A 22,817-nucleotide genomic window follows, 5' to 3' on the forward strand; every position below is an offset into this window, starting at 1 on the left:
ATGATGAAAACAAAAAGTAAAATTTTAGTAAAGAGCTAAAAGTATATATCGAACCGTACGTTCTTAATGTATACACTATCAATAGTGAAATACAGCGAGAAGTCAGTTTGAAAGAAAGTAAGCAAGGGCGCATGGCGGATGCCTTGGCTCTCGGAGGCGATGAAGGACGTGATAAGCTGCGATAAGCTTCGGGTAGGTGCAAATAACCTTTGATCCGAAGATTTCCGAATGGGACAACCCGGCATTCTGAAGGAATGTCATCCAACCAAGTTGGAAGCTAACGCAGGGAACTGAAACATCTTAGTACCTGCAGGAAAAGAAAATAATAATGATTCCCCTAGTAGTGGCGAGCGAACGGGGATTAGCCCAAACCAATGTTGTTACGGCAATATTGGGGTTGTAGGACCACAATGTCGCATGAAGTTTAGTGAATAGAACCCTTTGGAAAATGGGGCCATAGACGGTGATAGCCCGGTATATGAAGCTGAATAAAGCGTAGTGGTATCCTGAGTAGCGCGGGACACGAGAAATCTTGCGTGAATCTGCCGGGACCATCCGGTAAGGCTAAATACTCCCGAGAGACCGATAGTGAACCAGTACTGTGAAGGAAAGGTGAAAAGAACTTCGAACAGAAGAGTGAAATAGTCCCTGAAACCGTGCGCCTACAAGCGGTCGGAGCTCCGTAAGGAGTGACGGCGTGCCTTTTGCATAATGAACCTACGAGTTACTTTTTCCGGCAAGGTTAAGTGTCTCAAGACATGAAGCCGAAGCGAAAGCGAGTCTTAACAGGGCGATTAGTCGGAAGGAGTAGACGCGAAACCAAGTGATCTACCCTTGGGCAGGTTGAAGGTTAGGTAACACTAACTGGAGGACCGAACCGATAAGCGTTGAAAAGCTTCCGGATGACCTGAGGGTGGGGGTGAAAGGCTAATCAAACTTGGAGATAGCTCGTACTCCCCGAAATGCATTTAGGTGCAGCCTTGTGAGTTACTAATGTGAGGTAGAGCGACTGATAAGATGCGAGGGCTTCACCGCCTATCAAGTCTTGATAAACTCCGAATGCGCATTAGTTCTATCACAGGAGTGAGGGCATGGGTGCTAAGGTCCATGTCCGAAAGGAGAAGAATCCAGACCATCAGCTAAGGTCCCCAAATAATTGCTAAGTTGAACTAACGAAGTCAGATTGCTAAGACAGCTAGGATGTTGGCTTGGAAGCAGCCATTCATTTAAAGAGTGCGTAACAGCTCACTAGTCGAGGAGTTTGGCGTGGATAATAATCGGGCATCAAGCAATTTACCGAAGCTATGGGATCAGTAAGGATCGGTAGGGGAGCATTCCACTCCGCGTCGAAGGTGTACCGTAAGGTATGCTGGAGCGTGTGGAAAAGCAAATGTAGGTATAAGTAACGATAAAGGGGGTGAGAAACCCCCTCGCCGAAAGACTAAGGTTTCCTGATCAACGCTAATCGGATCAGGGTTAGTCGGGTCCTAAGGCTCAGCCGAACGGTGAGGCCGATGGCAGAACAGGTTAATATTCCTGTACTACCTTGATGAGTGACGTGGAGACGGAGCAGTGACAGCGCCGCGGACTGACGGAATAGTCCGTTGAAGGGTGTAGACGTTGATTGTGGCAGGCAAATCCACCGCAAGAGTCGAACCTGATAGTATACCGAATTCTTCGGAATAAGGTAATAGTGCGTGTAATCATACTCCCAAGAAAATCCGCTAAACTTAATCATTAAGGTACCCGTACCGCAAACGGACACACGTAGTCGGGTTGAATATACTAAGGCGCTTGAGTGATTCACGGTTAAGGAACTAGGCAAATTGACCCTGTAACTTCGGGATAAAGGGTCCCAACGAGAGTTGGGCGCAGAGAATAGGTCCAGGCAACTGTTTAACAAAAACACAGGGCTGTGCCAAATTGAAAGATTACGTATACAGCCTGACACCTGCCCGGTGCTGGAAGGTTAAGAGGAGATGTCATCGCAAGAGAAGCATTGAATTGAAGCCCCAGTAAACGGCGGCCGTAACTATAACGGTCCTAAGGTAGCGAAATTCCTTGTCGGGTAAGTTCCGACCTGCACGAATGGTGTAATGATCTGGACACTGTCTCAACCGTGAGCTCAGTGAAATTGTAGTATCGGTGAAGATGCCGATTACCCGCGATGGGACGAAAAGACCCCGTGAACCTTTACTATAGCTTAACATTGAATTTGGGTAATTGATGTGTAGGATAGGCCGGAGACTTCGAAGCAGGTACGCCAGTATTTGTGGAGTCGCTGTTGAAATACGGCCCTTTGATTATTTGAGTTCTAACTCGTGTATGCGAGGACACTGTTTGGTGGGTAGTTTGACTGGGGTGGTCGCCTCCAAAAGTGTAACGGAGGCTTCTAAAGGTGCCCTCAGGACGATTGGTAACCGTCCGTAGAGTGTAATGGCATAAGGGCGCTTGACTGGGAGACATACACGTCGATCAGGTAGGAAACTAGAGCATAGTGATCCGGTGTTTCCGTATGGAAGGGACATCGCTCAAAGGATAAAAGGTACTCCGGGGATAACAGGCTGATCCCTCCCAAGAGCTCATATCGACGGAGGGGTTTGGCACCTCGATGTCGGCTCGTCACATCCTGGGGCTGGAGAAGGTCCCAAGGGTTGGGCTGTTCGCCCATTAAAGTGGCACGCGAGCTGGGTTCAGAACGTCGTGAGACAGTTCGGTCTCTATCTATCGTGGGCGTATGAAATTTGCGTGGCTCTGACACTAGTACGAGAGGACCGTGTTGGACTGACCGCTGGTTTACCAGTTGTGCCGCCAGGTGCATCGCTGGGTATCTAAGTCGGGATTGGATAAGTGCTGAAAGCATCTAAGTACGAAGCCAGCCACAAGATTAGATTTCTTAGGGTCGTCAAAGACGATGACGTTGATAGGATGCAGGTGTAAAGGTGGTAACATCATAGCCGAGCATTACTAATTGCCCGTTCACTTTCTTTTGGAGCTTGTACGGGGCGCGATATATACGTTTAGCTGTTGCTAATTTTACTTTTCATCATGTCATAACCTTCTTCAGGTGGTTATAGCACGAGGGTTCCACCTCTTCCCATTCCGAACAGAGAAGTTAAGCCTCGTCACGCCGATGGTACTGCGTAACAGTGGGAGAGTAGGTAGCCGCCGTTTTTAAGAAGCCCCTTGATTCAACGAAAGAATCAAGGGGCTTTCTGTATTTATACATCTCATAGTTTGCTCTATATACCTCGTATTTTACTCTATATTTCCTTTTTTACTACTGTTCTCCACGTTCATCTCTCCACTGTATAACTTCTATATAACTTTTCAAAATAGTATAACCCTTTCAAAATGGTAGGGTATTTCTTTCCTTCTCATAACTATCCCTTCTTTTTATTATGCTGTAAATCAAATCTTTACATCTGTATTCCTTTTTCTGGCACACCTTTGGCATTATCTCCGGCAAATAATTAGAATTATTAATCCATTTAAAAAGGTAAAAAACATGGGAATTACATTATCATTTATTTTCTGCCTGTTGAGCGGTTTCGTTTGTTTCTGGCTGTTTTGGAAATGCGTAGACTGGTTTGAGAATATTTAAAGAAAAGGAGAATTGATTATGTATACAGCATTATTTGTATTGGGGATTGCAATTTTCGGTTACTTGATGTATGTACTCGTCAAACCCGAAAAGTTTTAATTAACACACAGTTTAAGGTAAAAAGTATATGAATACAGAAATTTTAGGTGTGGTTGCGCAGATTGCCTTGATGGTGATTTTGGCTTATCCACTGGGTAAATACATTGCCAGAGTCTACAAGGGGGAGAAGACTTGGTCGGATTTCATGGCTCCTGTCGAAAGGGTCATTTATAAAGTTTGTGGAATTGATCCCAAGGAAGAGATGAACTGGAAGCAGTTCCTGAAAGCGTTGTTGATTCTGAATGCTTTCTGGTTCTTTTGGGGGATGGTGTTGTTGGTTTCACAAGGCTGGTTGCCGCTGAACCCTGATGGAAACGGGCCGCAGACACCGGATCAGGCTTTCAATACGTGTATTAGTTTTATGGTCAACTGTAACTTGCAGCATTATAGTGGCGAAAGCGGGCTGACTTATTTTACGCAGTTGTTTGTTATCATGCTTTTCCAGTTTATTACCGCGGCGACAGGTATGGCTGCCATGGCAGGTATCATGAAAAGTATTGCCGCAAAGACAACGAAGACAATCGGTAACTTCTGGCAGTTCCTTGTAGTAAGTTGTACGCGTATCTTACTGCCGCTTTCCTTGATTGTGGGCTTTATACTGATTGTCCAGGGAACGCCGATGGGATTTGACGGAAAGATGAAAGTGACTACACTCGAGGGACAGGAACAGATGGTTTCCCAAGGCCCTACGGCCGCAATTGTTCCTATCAAGCAACTGGGTACAAACGGTGGCGGTTATTTCGGTGTCAACTCTTCTCATCCGTTGGAAAACCCGACTTATCTTACCAATATGGCAGAATGCTGGTCTATCCTGATTATTCCGATGGCAATGGTGTTTGCGTTGGGCTTTTATACTCGCAGGAAGAAACTGGGGTACAGCATATTCGGAGTCATGCTCTTTGCTTATCTGGTAGGTGTCTGCATCAATGTGGTTCAGGAAATGGGCGGTAACCCGCGTATCGACGAACTGGGTATCGCACAGGACAATGGAGCCATGGAAGGAAAGGAAGTCCGTCTGGGGTCTGCCGCGACAGCCCTTTGGAGTATCACGACTACGGTGACTTCCAACGGTTCTGTCAATGGTATGCATGATTCCACTATGCCTTTGTCCGGCATGATGGAGATGTTGAACATGCAGATCAACACTTGGTTCGGCGGTGTAGGCGTAGGATGGATGAACTATTATACGTTTATTATTATTACCGTGTTTATCAGTGGCCTGATGGTAGGGCGTACACCGGAATTCCTGGGTAAGAAAGTCGAAGCCCGCGAAATGAAAATCGCCACTATTGTCGCCCTGCTTCACCCGTTTGTAATTCTGGTGTTCACGGCAATCTCCAGTTACATTTATGCGCATTATCCCGAATTTGTGGAAAGTGAAGGCGGATGGTTGAATAATCCCGGATTCCACGGTTTGAGCGAGCAGCTTTATGAATATACTTCTTGTGCTGCCAACAACGGTTCCGGTTTCGAAGGTTTGGGGGATAATACTTATTTCTGGAACTGGACGTGCGGCATCGTTTTGATTCTCAGCCGTTTCATTCCTATTGTCGGACAGGTTGCCATAGCCGGTCTGCTGGCACAGAAGAAGTTTATTCCTGAAAGTGCCGGAACCTTGAAAACGGATACGCTGACTTTCGGAGTAATGACATTTGCTGTTATCTTCATTATTGCCGCCCTGTCATTCTTCCCGGTACATGCGTTGAGTACGATTGCTGAACATTTAAGTTTGTAATACTGAATTAGAGAAGATATGAAAGATAATAAATCAGCTTCTTTGTTTCCAAAGGAGCAAGTTATAGAAAGCTTGAAACAATCATTCGTGAAACTAGATCCGCGAATGATGATTAAGAATCCGATTATGTTTACGGTAGAAATTGCTACGGTGGTGATGCTGCTCGTTACACTCTACTCTATTGTAAATTCCTCACAGGGTTCGTTTGCTTACAACATTGCCGTATTTGTCATTCTGTTCATTACGTTGCTGTTTGCCAATTTTGCCGAAGCTATCGCCGAGGCTCGTGGCAAGGCGCAAGCCGACAGTTTGCGTAAGACACGTGAAGAGACTCCGGCGAAGAAAGTGGAAGGTGATAAAATCGTTACCGTAAGTTCTTCACAGTTGAAGAAAGGGGATGTGTTTGTTTGCGATGCCGGAGACGTGATTCCGTCGGATGGTGAGATTATTGAAGGGTTGGCTTCTATCGACGAAAGTGCCATCACCGGTGAGTCTGCTCCGGTAATCCGTGAGGCGGGCGGTGACAAGAGTTCTGTAACGGGTGGTACGAAAGTACTGTCTGACCATATAAAGGTGATGGTGACTACCCAGCCGGGAGAAAGTTTCCTTGACAAGATGATTGCGCTCGTAGAAGGCGCGTCACGTCAGAAAACCCCGAATGAGATAGCGTTGACTATTCTGTTGGCAGGTTTTACGCTCGTTTTCGTCATTGTGTGTGTCACTTTGAAGCCGTTTGCCGATTATAGTAATACGGTCATCACCATTGCTTCATTTATTTCTTTGTTCGTGTGCCTGATTCCGACAACTATCGGCGGACTTCTTTCTGCCATCGGTATTGCGGGTATGGATCGTGCGCTTCGTGCCAATGTGATTACAAAATCCGGTAAGGCGGTAGAAACTGCCGGTGATATTGATACGTTGCTGCTTGACAAGACCGGTACAATTACAATCGGTAACCGTAAAGCGACGCACTTCCATACGGCTCCGGGCGTTGACTTGCACGACTTTGTGGAGAACTGCCTGCTGGCTTCCCTGTCTGACGAGACTCCGGAAGGAAAGTCTATCGTGGAATTGGGACGTGAATCGGGTATCCGTATGCGCAGCCTGAATACGACAGGAGCGCACATGATTAAGTTTACCGCCGAAACCAAATGCTCCGGTGTCGATCTGGCGGACGGGACACAGATTCGTAAGGGTGCGTTTGATGCCATCCGTAAGATTGTGGAAAGTGCCGGAAACAAGTTCCCGAAAGAGGTGGAAGATGTGATTTCCGCTATCTCAAGCGACGGTGGTACTCCGTTGGTGGTGTGTGTCAACAAAGAAGTTGTGGGTGTCATCGAATTGCAGGATATTATCAAACCGGGTATTCAGGAACGTTTCGAACGTCTGCGCAAGATGGGTGTGAAGACGGTTATGGTGACCGGTGACAATCCGCTGACTGCAAAATATATTGCAGAAAAGGCCGGTGTGGATGACTTTATTGCCGAAGCCAAACCGGAAGACAAGATGGAATATATCAAGAAAGAACAGCAGGCGGGTAAGTTGGTGGCAATGATGGGTGACGGTACAAACGACGCTCCCGCACTGGCACAGGCAAATGTGGGTGTAGCGATGAACAGCGGTACGCAGGCTGCCAAGGAAGCCGGAAATATGGTGGACTTGGACAATGACCCGACGAAACTGATCGAGATTGTAGAAATCGGCAAGCAGTTGCTGATGACCCGTGGTACGCTGACTACGTTCTCTATCGCCAATGACGTGGCGAAGTATTTCGCTATCGTTCCGGCATTGTTTATGGTTGCCATTCCCGAACTGGCGGCGCTGAATATCATGAATCTGCATAGTCCTGAAAGCGCTATCCTTTCGGCGGTCATCTTCAACGCGATTATTATTCCGATTCTGATTCCGCTGGCTTTGCGTGGCGTGCAATACAAGCCGATTGGCGCAAGTGCCTTGCTTCGCCGTAATCTACTGATTTATGGTGTGGGCGGTGTGATTGTTCCTTTTGTCGGAATCAAGTTGATTGATTTATTAGTAGGTTTATTCTTTTAATTAAATAGCAATAGCAATGAAAACTTTATTGAAGTCATTAAAAATAACACTTGCTTTTTGTGTCTTTTTCTCTGTGTTCTATATCCTTGTCCTGTGGCTGTTTGCACAGGTGGCAGGCCCTAATAGGGGAAATGCCGAGGTGGTTACGCTGAACGGAAAGGTAGTGGGAGCGGCGAATGTCGGCCAGATGTTTACAAAGGATATTTATTTCTGGGGGCGTCCTTCCAGTGCCGGCGACGGATATGACGCTACAAGTTCTTCTGGTAGCAACAAAGGCCCTACGAATCAGGAATACTTGGATGAAGTGAAGGCACGTATCGACACCTTCCTGGTTCATCATCCTTACTTGAACCGCGCTGATGTGCCGGCTGAAATGGTAACGGCAAGCGGCTCCGGACTTGATCCGGATATCACTCCCCAGTGTGCTTATGTTCAAGTGAAGCGGGTGGCACAGGCACGCGGGCTGACAGAGCACCAGGTGAAAGAGATTGTTGACAAGAGTGTGGAAAAGCCATTTCTGGGTCTTTTCGGAACAGAGAAAGTGAATGTGCTGAAACTGAATATTGCACTTGAAGAAAATAATAAATAGTTGAGTCGTGATAAAATGGATGATAGAGAACAAAGTGTACAGCATTTCCTGGATTTGATAAAAAGGTCGCACCGGGGGAAATTCAAGATTTACATCGGAATGATAGCTGGTGTGGGTAAGTCGTATCGTATGCTTCAGGAAGCGCATGAATTACTGGAGAATGGGGTGGATGTGCAGATTGGTTACATCGAAACGCACGGGCGTACCGGTACGGAAATGCTGTTGGAAGGCTTGCCTGTCATTCCGCGGCGCAAGATATTCTATAAGGGGAAAGAGTTGGAAGAAATGGACACGGACGCAATTATCCGTATTCATCCGGAGATTGTCATTGTGGACGAACTGGCACATACCAATGTGGAAGGCAGCCTGAATGAAAAGCGTTGGCAGGATGTAATGACTTTGCTGGATGAGGGAATCAATGTGATTTCGGCAATCAATATTCAGCACATCGAAAGCGTGAACGAAGAGGTGCAGGAGATTACGGGTATCGAAGTGAAAGAGCGGGTGCCCGACAGCGTTCTTCAGGAAGCGGATGAGGTGGTGAATATTGACTTGACGGCAGAAGAGCTGATTACCCGCCTGAAAGCGGGGAAGATATATCGCCCGGAAAAGATTCAGACAGCATTGGACAATTTTTTCCGGACTGAGAATATCCTGCAATTGCGCGAACTGGCACTGAAGGAAGTGGCGTTAAGGGTGGAGAAAAAGGTGGAGAATGAAGTGGTGATGGGAGTGGCTGTCGGGCTGCGGCATGAAAAGTTTATGGCTTGCATCAGTAGCCACGAGAAGACACCACGGCGGATTATCAGAAAGGCGGCAAGGTTGGCAACGCGTTATAACACTACGTTTATCGCCTTGTATGTACAGACTCCCAAAGAAAGTATGGAAAGAATTGATCTGGCAAGCCAGCGTTATCTGCTGAATCATTTTAAACTGGTGACAGAACTGGGGGGCGAGGTTGTTCAGGTGCAGTCCAAGGATATTTTGGGGAGTATTGTCGAGGTCTGTAAGGAGAAGCAGATTTCGACCGTATGTATGGGTAGCCCTGACATGAGACTGCCATATGCCATTTGTTCTATACTGGGATACAGAAAGTTTTTGAATAATTTGTCGCAAGCTAATATAGATTTGATTATACTTGCATAATATTAATCGTATGAATGTTATGAATATTAAAACGAAACTGATTCTTGGCATCGGGATGCTGGCGGGAATGATTATTTTATTGGTAACGCTTTCAGTAGTGAATCTTCAAATCCTGACGGCTACTGAACCGGACAGCCCTGCCGCCATGCCCGGACTGGAACGTGCGTTGCTGTGGATTTCCATTACCGGCGGTATCTGTATCCTGACCGGACTGGTATTGCTTTATTGGCTTCCCCGAAGTATCAGCAAACCGATAAAGGAACTGAAAGAGGGAATCCTCGAAATAGCCGGTCATAATTATGAGAAGCGTCTGGATATGAGTGATAATGAGGAATTCCGTGAAGTGGCCGATAGTTTCAACCGGATGGCGGAACGTTTGACTGAATACCGTGCCAGTACTTTGTCGGACATCCTTTCGGCAAAGAAATTCATAGAAGCGATTGTGAACAGTATAGACGACCCCGTTATCGGTTTGAATATGGAGCGCGAAATCCTGTTTATCAACGAGGAAGCACTGAATGTACTGAATATGAAGCGTGAGAATGTAATCCGTAAATCGGCGGAAGAACTTGCCTTGAAGAACGATCTTCTCCGCCGTTTGATTCGTGAACTGGTGACGCCGGGCGAGCAAAAAGAACCTTTGAAGATATACGCTGACAATAAAGAGAGTTATTTCAAGGCATCTTATGTCCCCATCATCAATACAGAAGCCGAAAAGGACGAGCCGCGTAAATTGGGGGATGTGATCTTGCTGAAGAACATTACGGAATTCAAGGAACTGGACTCTGCCAAAACGACCTTTATCTCTACCATCTCCCACGAACTGAAAACCCCGATTGCCGCTATTATGATGAGCCTTCAACTATTGGAAGACAAGCGTGTCGGCGCATTGAATGATGAACAGGAACAACTCTCGAAGAGTATCAAGGAGAACAGCGAACGTTTGCTCAGTATTACCGGAGAGCTGCTGAACATGACTCAGGTGGAAGCGGGAAAATTGCAACTGATGCCTAAGATTACGAAACCGATTGAATTGATAGAGTATGCCATTAAAGCCAACCAGGTGCAAGCGGATAAATTCAATATCCAAATCGAAGTGGAATATCCTGAAGAGAAGATAGGAAAGCTCTTTGTGGATAGCGAAAAGATTGCCTGGGTGTTGACAAACTTATTAAGCAATGCCATCCGCTATTCCAGAGAAAACGGTCATGTAGTCATCGGTGCCAGACAAGAAGATAATATTATTGAATTGTATGTTCAGGACTTCGGCAAAGGTATTGACCCGCGCTACCATAAAAGTATCTTCGACCGTTATTTCCGTGTCCCCGGAACGAAAGTGCAGGGAAGCGGGCTAGGACTGTCTATTTCGAGGGATTTTGTGGAAGCGCATGGCGGTACGTTGACGGTGGAAAGCGAATTAGGGAGAGGAAGCCGGTTTGTGATACGGTTGAAAGCGTAAGGTACGACGTGTCGTTGGTGGCTTTATAGAAATAATAAGATAAAGGCTTTGTCTCCCAATTCTTTTTTAAGAATCTGCTTGGCTCTCCGTTTATAAGCCTTTATCGCATCTTCCGTGGTATCCATTGACAGGGCTATTTTAGCAATGGATTCTCCTTCCATGCTCTTGAGCATTACCTCTTTGTAATGGTCGGGCAGCAAGTCTATGCTTTGGTATAGTTGTGAGATAACCTCTTCATCAAGGATATATTCCTCATCCAATGCGGCAGATTGCTCGACTTTATACTTTTCGAACTGCTGATTAGTACGTATTACGTTCAGGCACTTATTTTGAACACTGGTATATAGATATGATTTCAAAGAAAGGATATTGTCAAAACTCTGTTTATTATTCCAAATGGTGAGAAAAGTGTCTTGCACGATATCCTCTGCAAATTCAACTCCTATCATTTTCTCCGCAATACGTAATAAGGGCTTATAATAAGTGATGAAAAGCGCCCGGAATCCTTCGGGGAAGTCGGTCGCTATTTGGGATATGATTACTTCATCGGGGTTAAGTCTTGCCATTTTTAAGTAAAAACCTTCTGTTATATCATACAGTGTTCATTCTCTTTTTGCAAAGGTATAAGTATTATCCAACTTTGGACAAAATACATAAAAAATATTTTGATTCTATTCAAAAAAAAAGAAGTTACCGTTTTTTTTTGAAATAATGCGCCACTTTTCTTTCTCTTATGTGTCTTTATTTATAGAAAGGAGACTAATTAATGAACAATCGTCATCTTATTTATATCGCTACATTAATCAGGAAAAGTATTTCGGGTGAAATAACTTTGGAAGAAAAGAGGCAGTTGGAAGACTGGCTGGATGAGTCGGCACGCCACCGTGAACTGTTTGATAAATATAATAATCCGGATTTCCTGGCATCGGTAGATATTGAAAAAGATATGGCAGAAGCTCAGGAAGCATATTCAAACTTTATGCAGCGCCTGAAACCTGCGAAACCGGTGCGTCGTATTGTTTGGAATAGATATGTTGCGGCAGCCGCATTGATAGCTTTTGTATGCGCGTCCGCCATATTTGTATATATGTATGACGGCGGAGAGCCGCATTCTCCTTCGGGACTGGCGGTTGTACCCGTTCAACAAATGGATACTGTTCCGGCGGATTCGACAGACATACTCCTTATAACTGCCAGTGGAGAGAAAATTCCGGTGCAGAGTTCTCAAAAGATGTTGTCCGTGTCATCCGGGACTATAAGAATAGACGAACAGCCTATCGAGGAATATGCACAAGTGAAGACCGCTCCTGCCGAAGTAGTATATAATACATTGAAGATATTGCGGGGAAAAAGATTCAAGATGCAGTTGAGTGACGGAACTCTCGTCTGGCTCAATGCAGATTCGGAAATCACCTTCCCAAGCAACTTTGACGGAAAAGAAAGAAAGGTATTGGCGAAAGGCGAACTCTTTTTTGATGTAACCGAAAACAAGTCGCAACCATTCATTGTGGAAACTCCTACCGGAAATATCCGTGTTTTAGGAACTGCTTTCAATATACATTGTTATGAGGATGAGGTGCCTATGACCACGTTGGTTCGCGGAAAGATAGCCTACTCTCTAGGGAAAGAATCAGTTATCCTGGCTCCCGGACAACAATGCAGGGTGGAAGATAATAAATTGTCTGTAAGAGAAGTGGACACCTACGAATATGTATCATGGATAGACGAAGTCCTTGTCTTTAAAGATAAGGAACTTGACGAAATACTGAGTACATTGAGCCGTTTGTATGATGTCGATATTTATTACGAAAATCCGGAACTGAAACGATTGCCGTTCACCGGTTCTTTCAAACAATATGAGCACTTGGATAAAATAATCCGAATGATAGAGGATTGTGGGCTCATACGTATAAAACAGAATGGAAAGACGCTGACAATCAGTAAATAAACAGATAAGCAATCTTTTTACCATGCGATAAAACATCGTGTGGCGGGGACTAATATTCACTAAAAATAATACATTATGAAAATTTACTATCGAAACACCAACAAATGCAGGGACAACACCCAGGTTGAAATCTCTATGAAATTTACCAATTTCTTGTGCGATAAACACTATGAACTCACTATCATAAAACTGTAAATGAATATGAGCAATAAAATATCTTATGGTTTGAAATATCTGATAATAACCTTATTATTGTTCTGCAATGCTCCTTGGACAGCGGCGCAGCAACCTGCCCGGAAGGTAACCTTGAATTTGGAGAACGTATCTTTTGAAAATTGCCTGAAGGCAATAGAGAGACAAACACATTATACTTTCCTGTATAGGAAGGACTTGATAAATTTGTCAAAACCGGTCAGTTTCTCATGTAAGGATGAAGCTTTGACTGCCGTACTGGACAGTTTGCTTCCTTCGCAGAATATTGCTTACCGGATTCAGGATCTTACTATCGTACTGACTCCCAAACAGGTAAGAAGCAAAAAGACCCCGACTCTTATACAGGGAAATATTGTCGATGAGAATAAAGAGCCGGTAATAGGTGCTTCTATCAAGATAAAAGGAACTACGCAGGGGACTATTACTGATATTGACGGAAACTTCAGCTTTGAAGCCTCTCTGGATGATAAGGTGATAATCTCTTATGTCGGATTGGAAACAATCGAGCGGAAGATTGGCACGAAAGTCATGAATATCGTAATGAAGGATGATGCCGTGAGTCTTGGCGACGTGGTAGTCACAGGCTATCAGAAGATAAACCGCAAAATGTTCACCGGTTCTGCTTCAAAAGTCAATGCGGACGAGACTGTCCTGAAGGGAAATCCCGATGTAACCAACTCCCTGCAAGGAAAAGTGGCAGGTGTGCAAATCACTAATGTTTCGAGCACTTTCGGCGCAAGCCCCGTACTTACTATCCGCGGTAACTCTTCTATCAACGGAACCAATAAGCCCCTGTGGGTAGTGGACGGTGTGATTCTGGAAGACTTGATGAGCGTGAGCGCGGAAGAACTGACCTCCGGTAATCTTTCTACGTTATTGAGTTCGGGCGTGGCAGGTCTGAATCCCGAAGATATTGAAAGTTTCGAAATCCTGAAAGACGTATCCGCCACTTCTCTGTATGGTGCGCAAGCTATGAATGGAGTGATTGTCATCACTACCAAACAAGGCAAGAAAGACCGGTTGACTATCAACTATACCGGTAGTATCGCCTTGAAAGAGAAACCCGATTACCGTAATTTCAACATTATGAACTCCGATGATGAAATGTCAATCTATAAGGAGTTGGAACGTAAGGGTTGGATTGATATTACTACGGTGGCCCGCAGCGAAAACTTCGGTGCTATGGGGAAAATGTTTGATGAAATAACAAGGAAGAATATCAATTGGGGGCCGAATGGTTCTTTGAACGAAGATTTTCTGTCGGCTTATGCCAACAGTAATACAGACTGGTTCAATACCTTGTTTCATAATTCGCTGGTCAATCAGCATTCACTGAGCATATCCGGTGGTGGTGACAAGACTACTTTCTATGCTTCCCTGAGTTACTATACCGACAATGGAATGGCAGTCTCCTCTGATAAGGTGAACCGCTATACCGCTTCATTGCGCGGTACTTTCGCTGTATCTCCCAAACTGAATATAGGCTTGAAATTGTCTGCCAATATCCGTGACCAGAGAGTACCGGGAACGAAAGACCGTAATTTTGACACCTCTACGGGAGAATTCACCCGCGACTTTGACATCAACCCTTTCAACTATGCGCTCAACACCAGTCGTAGCATGCGTGCGTATGATTCAAACGGGAATCTTGAGTTCTTTCGCCGGAGCTTTGCCGATTTTAATATCTTGCATGAACTTCGTCACAACTTTGTTGACCTCACAGTGAAAGATATATCCACACAAATGGATTTGGAATACAAACCTCTGAAAGTACTGACCCTGAAAGGCTCTTTCCAATACCGTTCGGCAAATACATTGAGAGAACATAAAATCCATGAGTTCTCCAACCAGGCCGAGGCTTACAGGGCTGACTACTCACAAGCTATCATTGACAACAATCGTTTCCTGTTCCAAAATCCTTCTTTGCCTACCGCCAATCCGTATAGCATCCTGCCCGAAGGCGGATTCTACAATACCAATGAAGCGGATTTACGACATACTTACTTCAGAGCAACGGCGGACTACTCGCCGAAGTTAGGTTTGGATCATGTCGTGAATTTCTTTGCCGGATTTGAAATCAATAAGGTGGACAGAAAAATGAGACTGAACGAAGGTTGGGGATACCTATGGGATAAGGGCGGTGTCGTTGTGACTCATCCCGACCTGACTTATTATCTGAAAGAACAGGGGGAAGTCTATTATGATTATGCTGAAGGACGGGACAGAAGAATCTCTTCATTCATCAATTCCGCTTATTCTTTCAAAGGCAAATATATTGTAAACGCCGGATTCCGCTATGACGGCTCGAACCAGTTGGGTAGTTCGAGAGAAGCCCGTTACCTGCCTTCGTGGAATGTCAGCGCGGCATGGAATATGCACGATGAAGCCTTTATGAAAGGAATTTCGGAAGTGGTGAATACCCTGAAACCTAAAATCTCTTATGGTTATAACGGTATTATGGGGCCTTCTACCAGCGCGGAACTGGCTATTTATGCCAAACAGACGTTGCGTCCTTCCGACAATGAAGTGTACAACGTCATAGAAGGCCTTAAAAACAAAGACCTCACTTGGGAGAAAATGTACGAGCTGAACCTTGGTTTCGAGGCCGGACTTTTCAACAATAGGATTATGATGGACTTTGCACACTATCGTCGTAAATCCATCGACTTGATTGATTATGTCAATACGGCCGGAATCGGCGGACAGTCCATCAAACTCGGAAATATCGGCAATATGAAATCTTACGGTTTTGAATTTGCCATCAATTCAGTTAACGTAAGTACGAAAGACTTTGACTGGAAAACGAGCCTGAACATCAACTTCCATAAGAGTAAGATTACCAAATTAAACAATTTCTCAAGAATGTCCACTGCCATTGCAAATACCGGTACGGCTATGTTGGGTTATCCTCAAAGAGGATTATTCTCCGTTCGTTTTGCGGGGCTCGATGGTGAAGGTATCCCTACTTTCTACGGGGCAAACAATGAAATCGTTTATGATATGAATCTTCAGTCGCGCAACGATGTCGATAAAATACTGAAGTATGAAGGCCCGTTGGAACCTAAAGGTTATGGTGGCCTGACCAACACATTCCGTTATAAAGACTGGACATTATCCTTCGGATTCGTTTATAAGTACGGTAATGTCATCCGTCTGGACGATGAGTTTTATCCGTACTACGATGACTTCTCCTCTTTCCCGAAAGAGCTGAAGAACCGCTGGATTATGCCGGGCGACGAGAACCGGACTTCCGTTCCCGCCATTTTGGATAAACGGACTTACGACCGTATCGAAGGAAAATATACGTATCAAATGTATAACAAGAGCACCGAAAGAGTGGCGAAAGGTGATTTTATCCGTCTCAAAGACCTGAGCATCGGTTACCGATTCCCGAAAGAATGGCTCACAGGCACTTGCATACACAATGTGAACCTGTCGTTCCAGGCAACCAATCTGTGGCTTCTATACTCTGACAGCAAACTGAACGGCATCGACCCCGAATTTTATCTTTCGGGCGGAGTATCTTCACCGGTATCGCGGATGTATACTTTTACAGTAAACTTAACCTTTTAAATAATAAACGCATGAAGTATTTATATATAAAAATAGCGGTCGTACTATCTGCTGTGGTGGCTCTTTCTTCGTGTGACTCCTTTCTGGATGAAACTCCCGATAACCGATTGCGCCTGAACAGCTACGAGACAATAGCGGAACTCGTCACCAATGCTTATCCCGAAGGAAGCGGCGTTTTCATGGAATGGATGAGCGACAATGTAGGGGCCGACCCTAAAAATATACAGCGTTCTGAAATGACACAGGCATACAACTGGCAGGACGTGGAACAGGAAGGGCAGGATACTCCTTCGTTCTACTGGAGCGGCAACTATAAAGCGATAGCGCATGCCAATCAAGCCCTGGAAGCTTTGGAAGAAGTGAAAGAAAACAATCCCGGCTATAAGGACGCCATTCGTGGGGAAGCTTTGGCCTGTCGTGCTTTCGCGCATTTTATGTTGGTCAGTACCTTTGCAAAGAGCTACGACCCTGCAACAGCCGCGTCTGACAAAGGGATTGTCATAATGACGAAACCGGAAGAAAACCTGTTGGCTACCTACGAACGCAGTTCCGTGCAGGAAGTTTACGACTTTGTAGAGAAAGACCTGCTCGAAGCCATCGAACTCGTATCCGACCAATACTATAAGAACTCCGGAAAGTACCACTTTAACCGTGCGGCATTGATGGCTTTCGCTTCGCGTTTTTTCCTTTTCAAGAAAGACTATGAAAAGGTCGAAAAGTATGCGACCGAACTTTTGGGTAACGACTATAATCCGCAGATGATACGTGATTACACGCAAGTCTATACCGGCACAACTTCCGAAATGATGGGACGAAAGTTTACGGCAGCTACTTTGCCGTCCAATTTGTTACTGATTCGTAAAGATGTACTCTATGGCTATAAGGGGTATGCGGGCTACCGCTTCAATCAGGATGTGTATAACAGTCTGGTGTTGTCGCAGAGAGATTTGCGTTTCTCCGTATCTTACAGCTATGGCGGAACTTCTTCATTTCTTCCCAAGTTCCAAAGGGATCTGATACGCAAGACTTCCCTGACGTCCTCTTCGGGTTATCCTTACGTCATCGAAGTTGCTTTCAGAGGTGAAGAAGTCTTTTTCAACCGTCTCGAAGCCTGGGCAATGATGGGAACAACCAAGTTGTCGCAATTTGAAAGCCAGTTCAGCAGATATTTGAAGGCCGTTTATGCCGGAACAGTGGATTATCCTATTCTATATCAGAATTACCAGCGATTCTATCCGGGAGTACCCGCAAACGAACTGCGTCTTAAAATGGTACTCGACGAGAAGCGCCGTGAGTTTGTGGAAGAAGGACTCAGGTGGTTTGATATTTGTCGTCATAAGTTGAGCGTCACGCATACTGACATAGCGGGTGTCACCCGTATTTTGCAACCCGATGATTCGAGGAAGGTTATTCAGATTCCCGAATCGGCGATTATCTATGGCGACTTGCAGCCTAATGAAAGAAAAAATATTTCCGAACCGGAAGCTCATTTAGTAATTCGTAATTAACATGCATATGAAAAGAAGTATATTATATATTTGTTGTTTGTCGCTCTGCTGTTTTATGTCGTGTTCCGATGACGAAAGTACGAACTATGTCCCCGAATCGAAAGAATTATCGACAGATGAAATCGATGTTTATTTTCAGGAGAACTTTCAGGAGAAATATGGCTCTACCGTTCGCTGGCAATGGATTGATAAATATGTCGATATTAATTATATCGTCGCGCCGGCTATGCGCAAAGTGCTTATCCCGACAGGAGAAATGATTCGTCGTTTCTGGATAGAACCGTTTATTCTTGAATCGAAGGCGAGTGGCGAGTTTATCCGCAAGCATTTCCCGCCGGAGATTGTGTGCGTGGGCTCGGAACTGCGAAATGCCGACGGCACACGTACACTGGGTTATGCCGATGCCGGAGTACGCATTACTCTTACGGAACTGAATTATTTCGACCTGACAAACAGGGAATGGGTGATTCAGCAGTTGCATACCATGCATCATGAATTTTCGCACATCATCCATCAGACCTACAAGATGCCTAACGGTTTCAATAAAATCACCGAGGATACTTATACCGGACAGGCATGGAAAGATATAAATACAAATGCGCAGGCCGAACTGATAGAAAAGGGCATCAGTTCTCCTACCACCCATGAGATAGATTCCGTAGCCCAAAATATGGCGATTCAGAGAGGAATGCTCACACCTTACGGAACTTCCTCAGAATTTGAGGATTTTGCGGAGTTCGTGTCGCTTTATTTATTGACGGAACCTGCCGTATTTGAGGAAACGTATATCGCATCAGACCCCAAACGGACTTTTCTGGACGAAGGCAAAGCCAATATCGACAAGAAACTGGCTTTGGTGAAAGAGTATTACGTGAGTAACTTCTCGATAGACCTTACTCACTTGAGAGAAATCATCTTACAAAGGTTGAACGAAATAAACATGAAGTAAAATGAAGAATACAATGAAAAATATAATGGGTATTTTGTTACTTGCCGCAGGCTGTTACTCCTGTTCGGACAACGAGGTGGACAGCGTGTTCGACAAGACTCCCGAAGAAAGAATCGCGGCTGTGAAAGCAGAATACAAAAATATATTGGTTGAAGCGTCTCACGGTTGGAAAACCTATTTTGGAACCAGTGACAAACTGGGGCGCTGGCTGATTCTCATGGATTTTGATGCCGATGGCAAGGTCACGATGAAATGTGATCCGGTCGACTATTATTATATAGGTGGCGTCAGTATTGAAGACCCCGTAACGTATCGGGTCGATTACTCGCAGTTTCCCGAACTCGTATTCGAGTCTTTTTCGCAGTTCTCGGCTTGGAATGAGTTTTATGTAGATAGTGACGGTGACGGGTATTTCGATAAATACGCCAGTCCCGAAACCCAGTTTATATTTGATGCCTATCGGGATGGAAAGCTCTATATGAAAGGAAAGACGAATATGGGAGTAGGAAAGAAACCGGAAGAGATAATGACTTTTGTTTTTGAACCGGCTTCGGAAGCGGACTGGACTCTCAATGGCATAGCCGACGTGAAGAAAGCGATAAACTACAACGAAAGTAAAGGTAAATATCAACGTTTGGAGTACAAAGGGGAGTTGTTGGAAAGCCTGTTCCTTATCGACGCGGAATCGAGAGTAGTACTCTATATGTCAACGGAAATTGCGGGCAGCCAAATGCAGATTCTTCCTTTTTATATCACTCCGACCGGCTTTACACTCGTTTCACCATTGAAGATAAAAGGCGTGGGGAATATACGGCAATTTGACGTGAGTCAGGATGGAACTGCCGTCACAGAGTCTACCCACCAGCAACTCCGCGTGGTATATACAGACAAAGTGCCGGCCGTGCAGCGGACTCCTTTCAGCATATTCGACAAACTTTATCTCGGTATTGAAGTCTACCACTCTACCGGTGACCCGATAGGACGCAACCTCAAAAAGTACTTCGATGACTTGCGACCGCCATATGCACCGATGGAACAGCACCTCAATGTGATTTACTTCGCTAAAAATATTGATAAGGATATGGGTAAGATTCCATTCAAATATGCGGAAGAGTTGACTATCATCTATGCCGACTCCGATCCAAGTTACTCGAGCAAGGACTTGTATGGCGACAATCCTACCTTTGTGCGCATCCCTGTTTCATTTGAAACATCTGCTGACAGAATGTGGATTATTTCGTTGAAAGGCTCTGTTGAACAAGCGTTCCTGGATGCTTACCCCGATGATGCCGGGTATGCCAGAGACAAAGCGAAAGCAGCTCTGCCTATGCTGTACAGATTGCTGAACGAGCGGGGATGGGGATTGTATGCGCAAGGTCTGGATACTAACAATCCAACCGTGAAAGTCGTTGACGAGGAAGATGTAGTGGGAAGTTTCTTCACTCTCTATCCGTATACGCAGACAGATGTAGATAGATAAATGTGGCACATCAGTAAAAAAGATAAAATATGAAGTATATAATATATAATTTGTGGATATTGATGTTCCTGTTTGCCTGTAGCGAATCGGAACAGGTGGAGTATTCAAAGCTCAGTGTCGGTTTTCAGAAGAGCAAGATTGATGTGGGCGAAAATACCGGCATACTTGAGATTCCCGTAGTCTTGTCGGGCGCTAATATGGATATGCCCTTGCAAGTATCGGTTCAGGTGTCGGCAACTGACGGGGATGCCGTAGCGGGTGTTGACTATGAACTGATTGATACTCAATTAGCTTTTGAAGTATGCGGGCAGACTACGTTGAAAGTCAGAATCATGGATAACGAAGAGATAACAGATGTCGTCAAAACCTTTACTGTTAATCTGAAAGCTGAAACCCCGGAAGTAAAATCTGGTATTTCCAGTATAAAAGTTTATATCATTAGTGATGATGTGGAGAAGGTTACCATGGCAGGGCATTACACACTTACAGCACAGGATTTTGTAGAGGGAACTAAATTGTCTTCTACTCCGGGTGGAGTAGAAATAGTGCAGGACTTGGATGATAGCAATAAGTATTACATGAGAAATATGGTTTTGGTCAATGGAGATAAAGTGTTACCTCTTACGATGGGAGGTGATTTGTATTTCACTGTTGACAATAGTGGAAACATGGCGATTCCCAGCCAATTGAAAATCGGCAATTACGGTGATGGAGAAGCGTTCGCTGTCGGCTTGACAACTGAAGGTTATTTCACTGAAGATCCTATAAAGATAGAAAAGAAGGATAACCGGTTACTTATTATGGGCGGAGGACTTGCAGGTATTTTTATAGATGATAAGGATGACCTGAGTATTTATTATGCCTTGAAAAATATAATTCTCGAGAAAGTAAACCACTAACGAATTCAGAAATATGAGATATAAGATTCTAAGATTAGCATCAGCGGCTTTCGCTATTCTATTGGTGGCGTGCCATGAACAAAGTGAATATCTTTTTGGAGCGGACGCCCCTTTGGTAGAGATAAGTGCCGACGCTGAAAATGAGGGAAACTTTACCCCGGAAGCTCAAACCGGTTATGCTCTGCTTCGTTCCAACGCGCGTTGGAAAGCGGAGAGTCTGTCCGAATGGCTGACGTGCAACACGACCGCCGGAGAATATAATGATACGATTTATTTTTCCATGCCTGAGAATAAGGGGGATACACGTATTGGCAAGATTGTAGTTTGTAATACGATTGGCGAGGAGAGATTGGATACATTGACCGTCAGACAACAATGTGCTGTCAGCTTTATCCCCGAAGGGTATAAAATAAAGATTGAGTCGGATGACCTGAAAGCACCTTTGTCCGGTGAATCTTTTGCCGAAGTAAAGTTTGAAGTGAACAGTCCTACCGCTTGGCGTGCATTTACCAAGGTAGCAGACGGATGGAGTACGGTAATGACGAAGAAAGGTGAAACATCGGGAAGCGGTTCGTTGATTGTGACTGAGAATGAAACAGTTGTTCCCCGTTCGATGTATATCTATGTCCAGTCAGTTGAGTTCCCGACACTGAAAGACAGTATTCTGCTTACACAATCCGCTCGTCCGTTGAAGTTGGAGATAATATCGCCTACAAATAAAAAAATCATGCTTGATGGTGCGGAATCACAATTCATATTCTCTGTCAACGGAGACGGAAAGTGGAAGATTGAAGACGCGCCGGGATGGGTTGAGCTGGAAAAAACAGAATATGAGGGTAATGCGAATGTATTTGTAAAAGTATCTGCCACTGGTACGGAACGCACGGCTCTGTTGACTGTAAGGTCACTTGTACAAACCGATAAAACAGATGTACTGACCATAGAGCAGAAGAATATTCCTGATGGACGACTGAAAGACAGCTTGGCATTAGTTGCTATTTATCAGGCTACCAAAGGAGAAAACTGGAAATATACCTGGAAACCGGAACTGCCATTGTCTGATTCGAATTGGCCGGGAGTCTTTTTTGATACGGTTGACGGTGAACTTCGTGTGGTGGATTTGAGTTTGTTGGATTATAATATGGAAGGAAGTCTGCCTAATGAAATCGGTTGGCTGACGGAAATCATCAAAATCAAGTTGCAACGGAATAAACTTTCAGGGCCGCTTCCTGCCAGCATCAACCGTCTGACAAACTTGACGCATCTTTATATCACTTCAAATCAGTTCAGCGGAGAGTTCCCGGATATTCCGAACCTGCAAAAGTTGACTTGGATAGAAATGGAATTTAATCGTTTCACGGGAGAATTTCCACCTGTATTCTCTTTATTACCCAAATTGTCGACTTTGAAGATGAAGTATAACAATTTCGATCCGAACACTTGTGTTCCTGCCCGCTTCGGTGGTTGGAAGCTATCACTGTATATCAATCCGCAACGTGCTGTATATGGTGATGCAAAGACCGATTATAATTTGGTCGATTGTCCTAACTAGGACAAAATATG

14 protein-coding genes and 2 rRNA genes are annotated in these 22,817 nt (G+C 44.8%); 15 read left to right on the forward strand and 1 reads right to left on the reverse strand.

Features of this window, described 5'->3' with window-relative positions; all coding sequences use genetic code 11:
* Positions 1–111: 111 nt before the first annotated feature.
* The 8 genes from BQ7997_RS04235 to BQ7997_RS04270 all read left to right on the forward strand — a co-directional run bounded on the left by BQ7997_RS04235 (position 112) and on the right by BQ7997_RS04270 (position 10,684).
* Positions 112–2,991 (forward strand): 23S ribosomal RNA (locus BQ7997_RS04235).
* A 72-nt stretch (positions 2,992–3,063) separates the two neighbouring features.
* Positions 3,064–3,174, forward strand: a 5S ribosomal RNA gene (gene rrf, locus BQ7997_RS04240).
* A gap of 448 nt (positions 3,175–3,622) precedes the next feature.
* Positions 3,623–3,703 carry a potassium-transporting ATPase subunit F gene (locus BQ7997_RS04245; protein WP_073343870.1) on the forward strand — a complete coding sequence of 27 codons (81 nt, stop codon included), beginning with the start codon at positions 3,623–3,625 and terminating at the stop codon, positions 3,701–3,703.
* Between the two features lie 28 nt (positions 3,704–3,731).
* The gene (gene kdpA / locus BQ7997_RS04250; RefSeq protein WP_073343873.1) at positions 3,732–5,438 is read left to right on the forward strand and encodes a potassium-transporting ATPase subunit KdpA; all 1,707 of its coding nucleotides are present in this window, start codon (positions 3,732–3,734) and stop codon (positions 5,436–5,438) included.
* Between the two features lie 18 nt (positions 5,439–5,456).
* A complete protein-coding gene (gene kdpB / locus BQ7997_RS04255; protein WP_073343876.1) occupies positions 5,457–7,490 on the forward strand; it encodes a potassium-transporting ATPase subunit KdpB in 2,034 nt (677 codons plus the stop codon).
* A gap of 16 nt (positions 7,491–7,506) precedes the next feature.
* Positions 7,507–8,079 carry a K(+)-transporting ATPase subunit C gene (locus BQ7997_RS04260; RefSeq protein WP_073343879.1) on the forward strand — a complete coding sequence of 191 codons (573 nt, stop codon included), beginning with the start codon at positions 7,507–7,509 and terminating at the stop codon, positions 8,077–8,079.
* Positions 8,080–8,094: 15 nt separating this feature from the next.
* The gene (locus BQ7997_RS04265) at positions 8,095–9,225 is read left to right on the forward strand and encodes a sensor protein KdpD (RefSeq protein ID WP_022139937.1); all 1,131 of its coding nucleotides are present in this window, start codon (positions 8,095–8,097) and stop codon (positions 9,223–9,225) included.
* 19 nt (positions 9,226–9,244) lie between these two features.
* The gene (locus tag BQ7997_RS04270) at positions 9,245–10,684 is read left to right on the forward strand and encodes a sensor histidine kinase (protein WP_022139938.1); all 1,440 of its coding nucleotides are present in this window, start codon (positions 9,245–9,247) and stop codon (positions 10,682–10,684) included.
* A 23-nt stretch (positions 10,685–10,707) separates the two neighbouring features.
* Here BQ7997_RS04270 and BQ7997_RS04275 read toward each other — a convergent pair whose 3' ends face one another.
* Positions 10,708–11,250 (reverse strand): RNA polymerase sigma factor, encoded by a 543-nt coding sequence (locus tag BQ7997_RS04275; RefSeq protein WP_073343882.1) that lies wholly within the window; start codon positions 11,248–11,250, stop codon positions 10,708–10,710.
* A 200-nt stretch (positions 11,251–11,450) separates the two neighbouring features.
* Here BQ7997_RS04275 and BQ7997_RS04280 point away from each other — a divergent pair, with 200 nt between their 5' ends.
* The 7 genes from BQ7997_RS04280 (at position 11,451) to BQ7997_RS04310 (ending at position 22,806) form a co-directional block, all read left to right on the forward strand.
* Entirely contained in the window at positions 11,451–12,632 is a 1,182-nt protein-coding gene (locus BQ7997_RS04280) for a FecR domain-containing protein (protein ID WP_073343885.1), read from the forward strand.
* Positions 12,633–12,833: 201 nt separating this feature from the next.
* A complete protein-coding gene (locus BQ7997_RS04285; protein WP_073344766.1) occupies positions 12,834–16,418 on the forward strand; it encodes a SusC/RagA family TonB-linked outer membrane protein in 3,585 nt (1,194 codons plus the stop codon).
* 11 nt (positions 16,419–16,429) lie between these two features.
* Positions 16,430–17,926: a RagB/SusD family nutrient uptake outer membrane protein gene (locus BQ7997_RS04290; protein WP_022139943.1), complete on the forward strand. Its 1,497-nt coding sequence runs from the start codon at positions 16,430–16,432 to the stop codon at positions 17,924–17,926.
* A 7-nt stretch (positions 17,927–17,933) separates the two neighbouring features.
* Entirely contained in the window at positions 17,934–18,875 is a 942-nt protein-coding gene (locus BQ7997_RS04295; RefSeq protein WP_159436742.1) for a substrate import-associated zinc metallohydrolase lipoprotein, read from the forward strand.
* Between the two features lie 13 nt (positions 18,876–18,888).
* Complete coding sequence (locus tag BQ7997_RS04300) at positions 18,889–20,355, forward strand: DUF4302 domain-containing protein (protein WP_159436743.1); 1,467 nt, start codon at positions 18,889–18,891, stop codon at positions 20,353–20,355.
* 29 nt (positions 20,356–20,384) lie between these two features.
* Positions 20,385–21,254: a Calx-beta domain-containing protein gene (locus tag BQ7997_RS04305; RefSeq protein WP_073343894.1), complete on the forward strand. Its 870-nt coding sequence runs from the start codon at positions 20,385–20,387 to the stop codon at positions 21,252–21,254.
* Between the two features lie 13 nt (positions 21,255–21,267).
* Positions 21,268–22,806 carry a BACON domain-containing protein gene (locus BQ7997_RS04310; protein WP_073343897.1) on the forward strand — a complete coding sequence of 513 codons (1,539 nt, stop codon included), beginning with the start codon at positions 21,268–21,270 and terminating at the stop codon, positions 22,804–22,806.
* Positions 22,807–22,817 lie beyond the last annotated feature (11 nt).

Origin of the sequence: Bacteroides congonensis (assembly GCF_900130125.1) — a bacterium.
Taxonomy (GTDB): domain Bacteria; phylum Bacteroidota; class Bacteroidia; order Bacteroidales; family Bacteroidaceae; genus Bacteroides; species Bacteroides congonensis.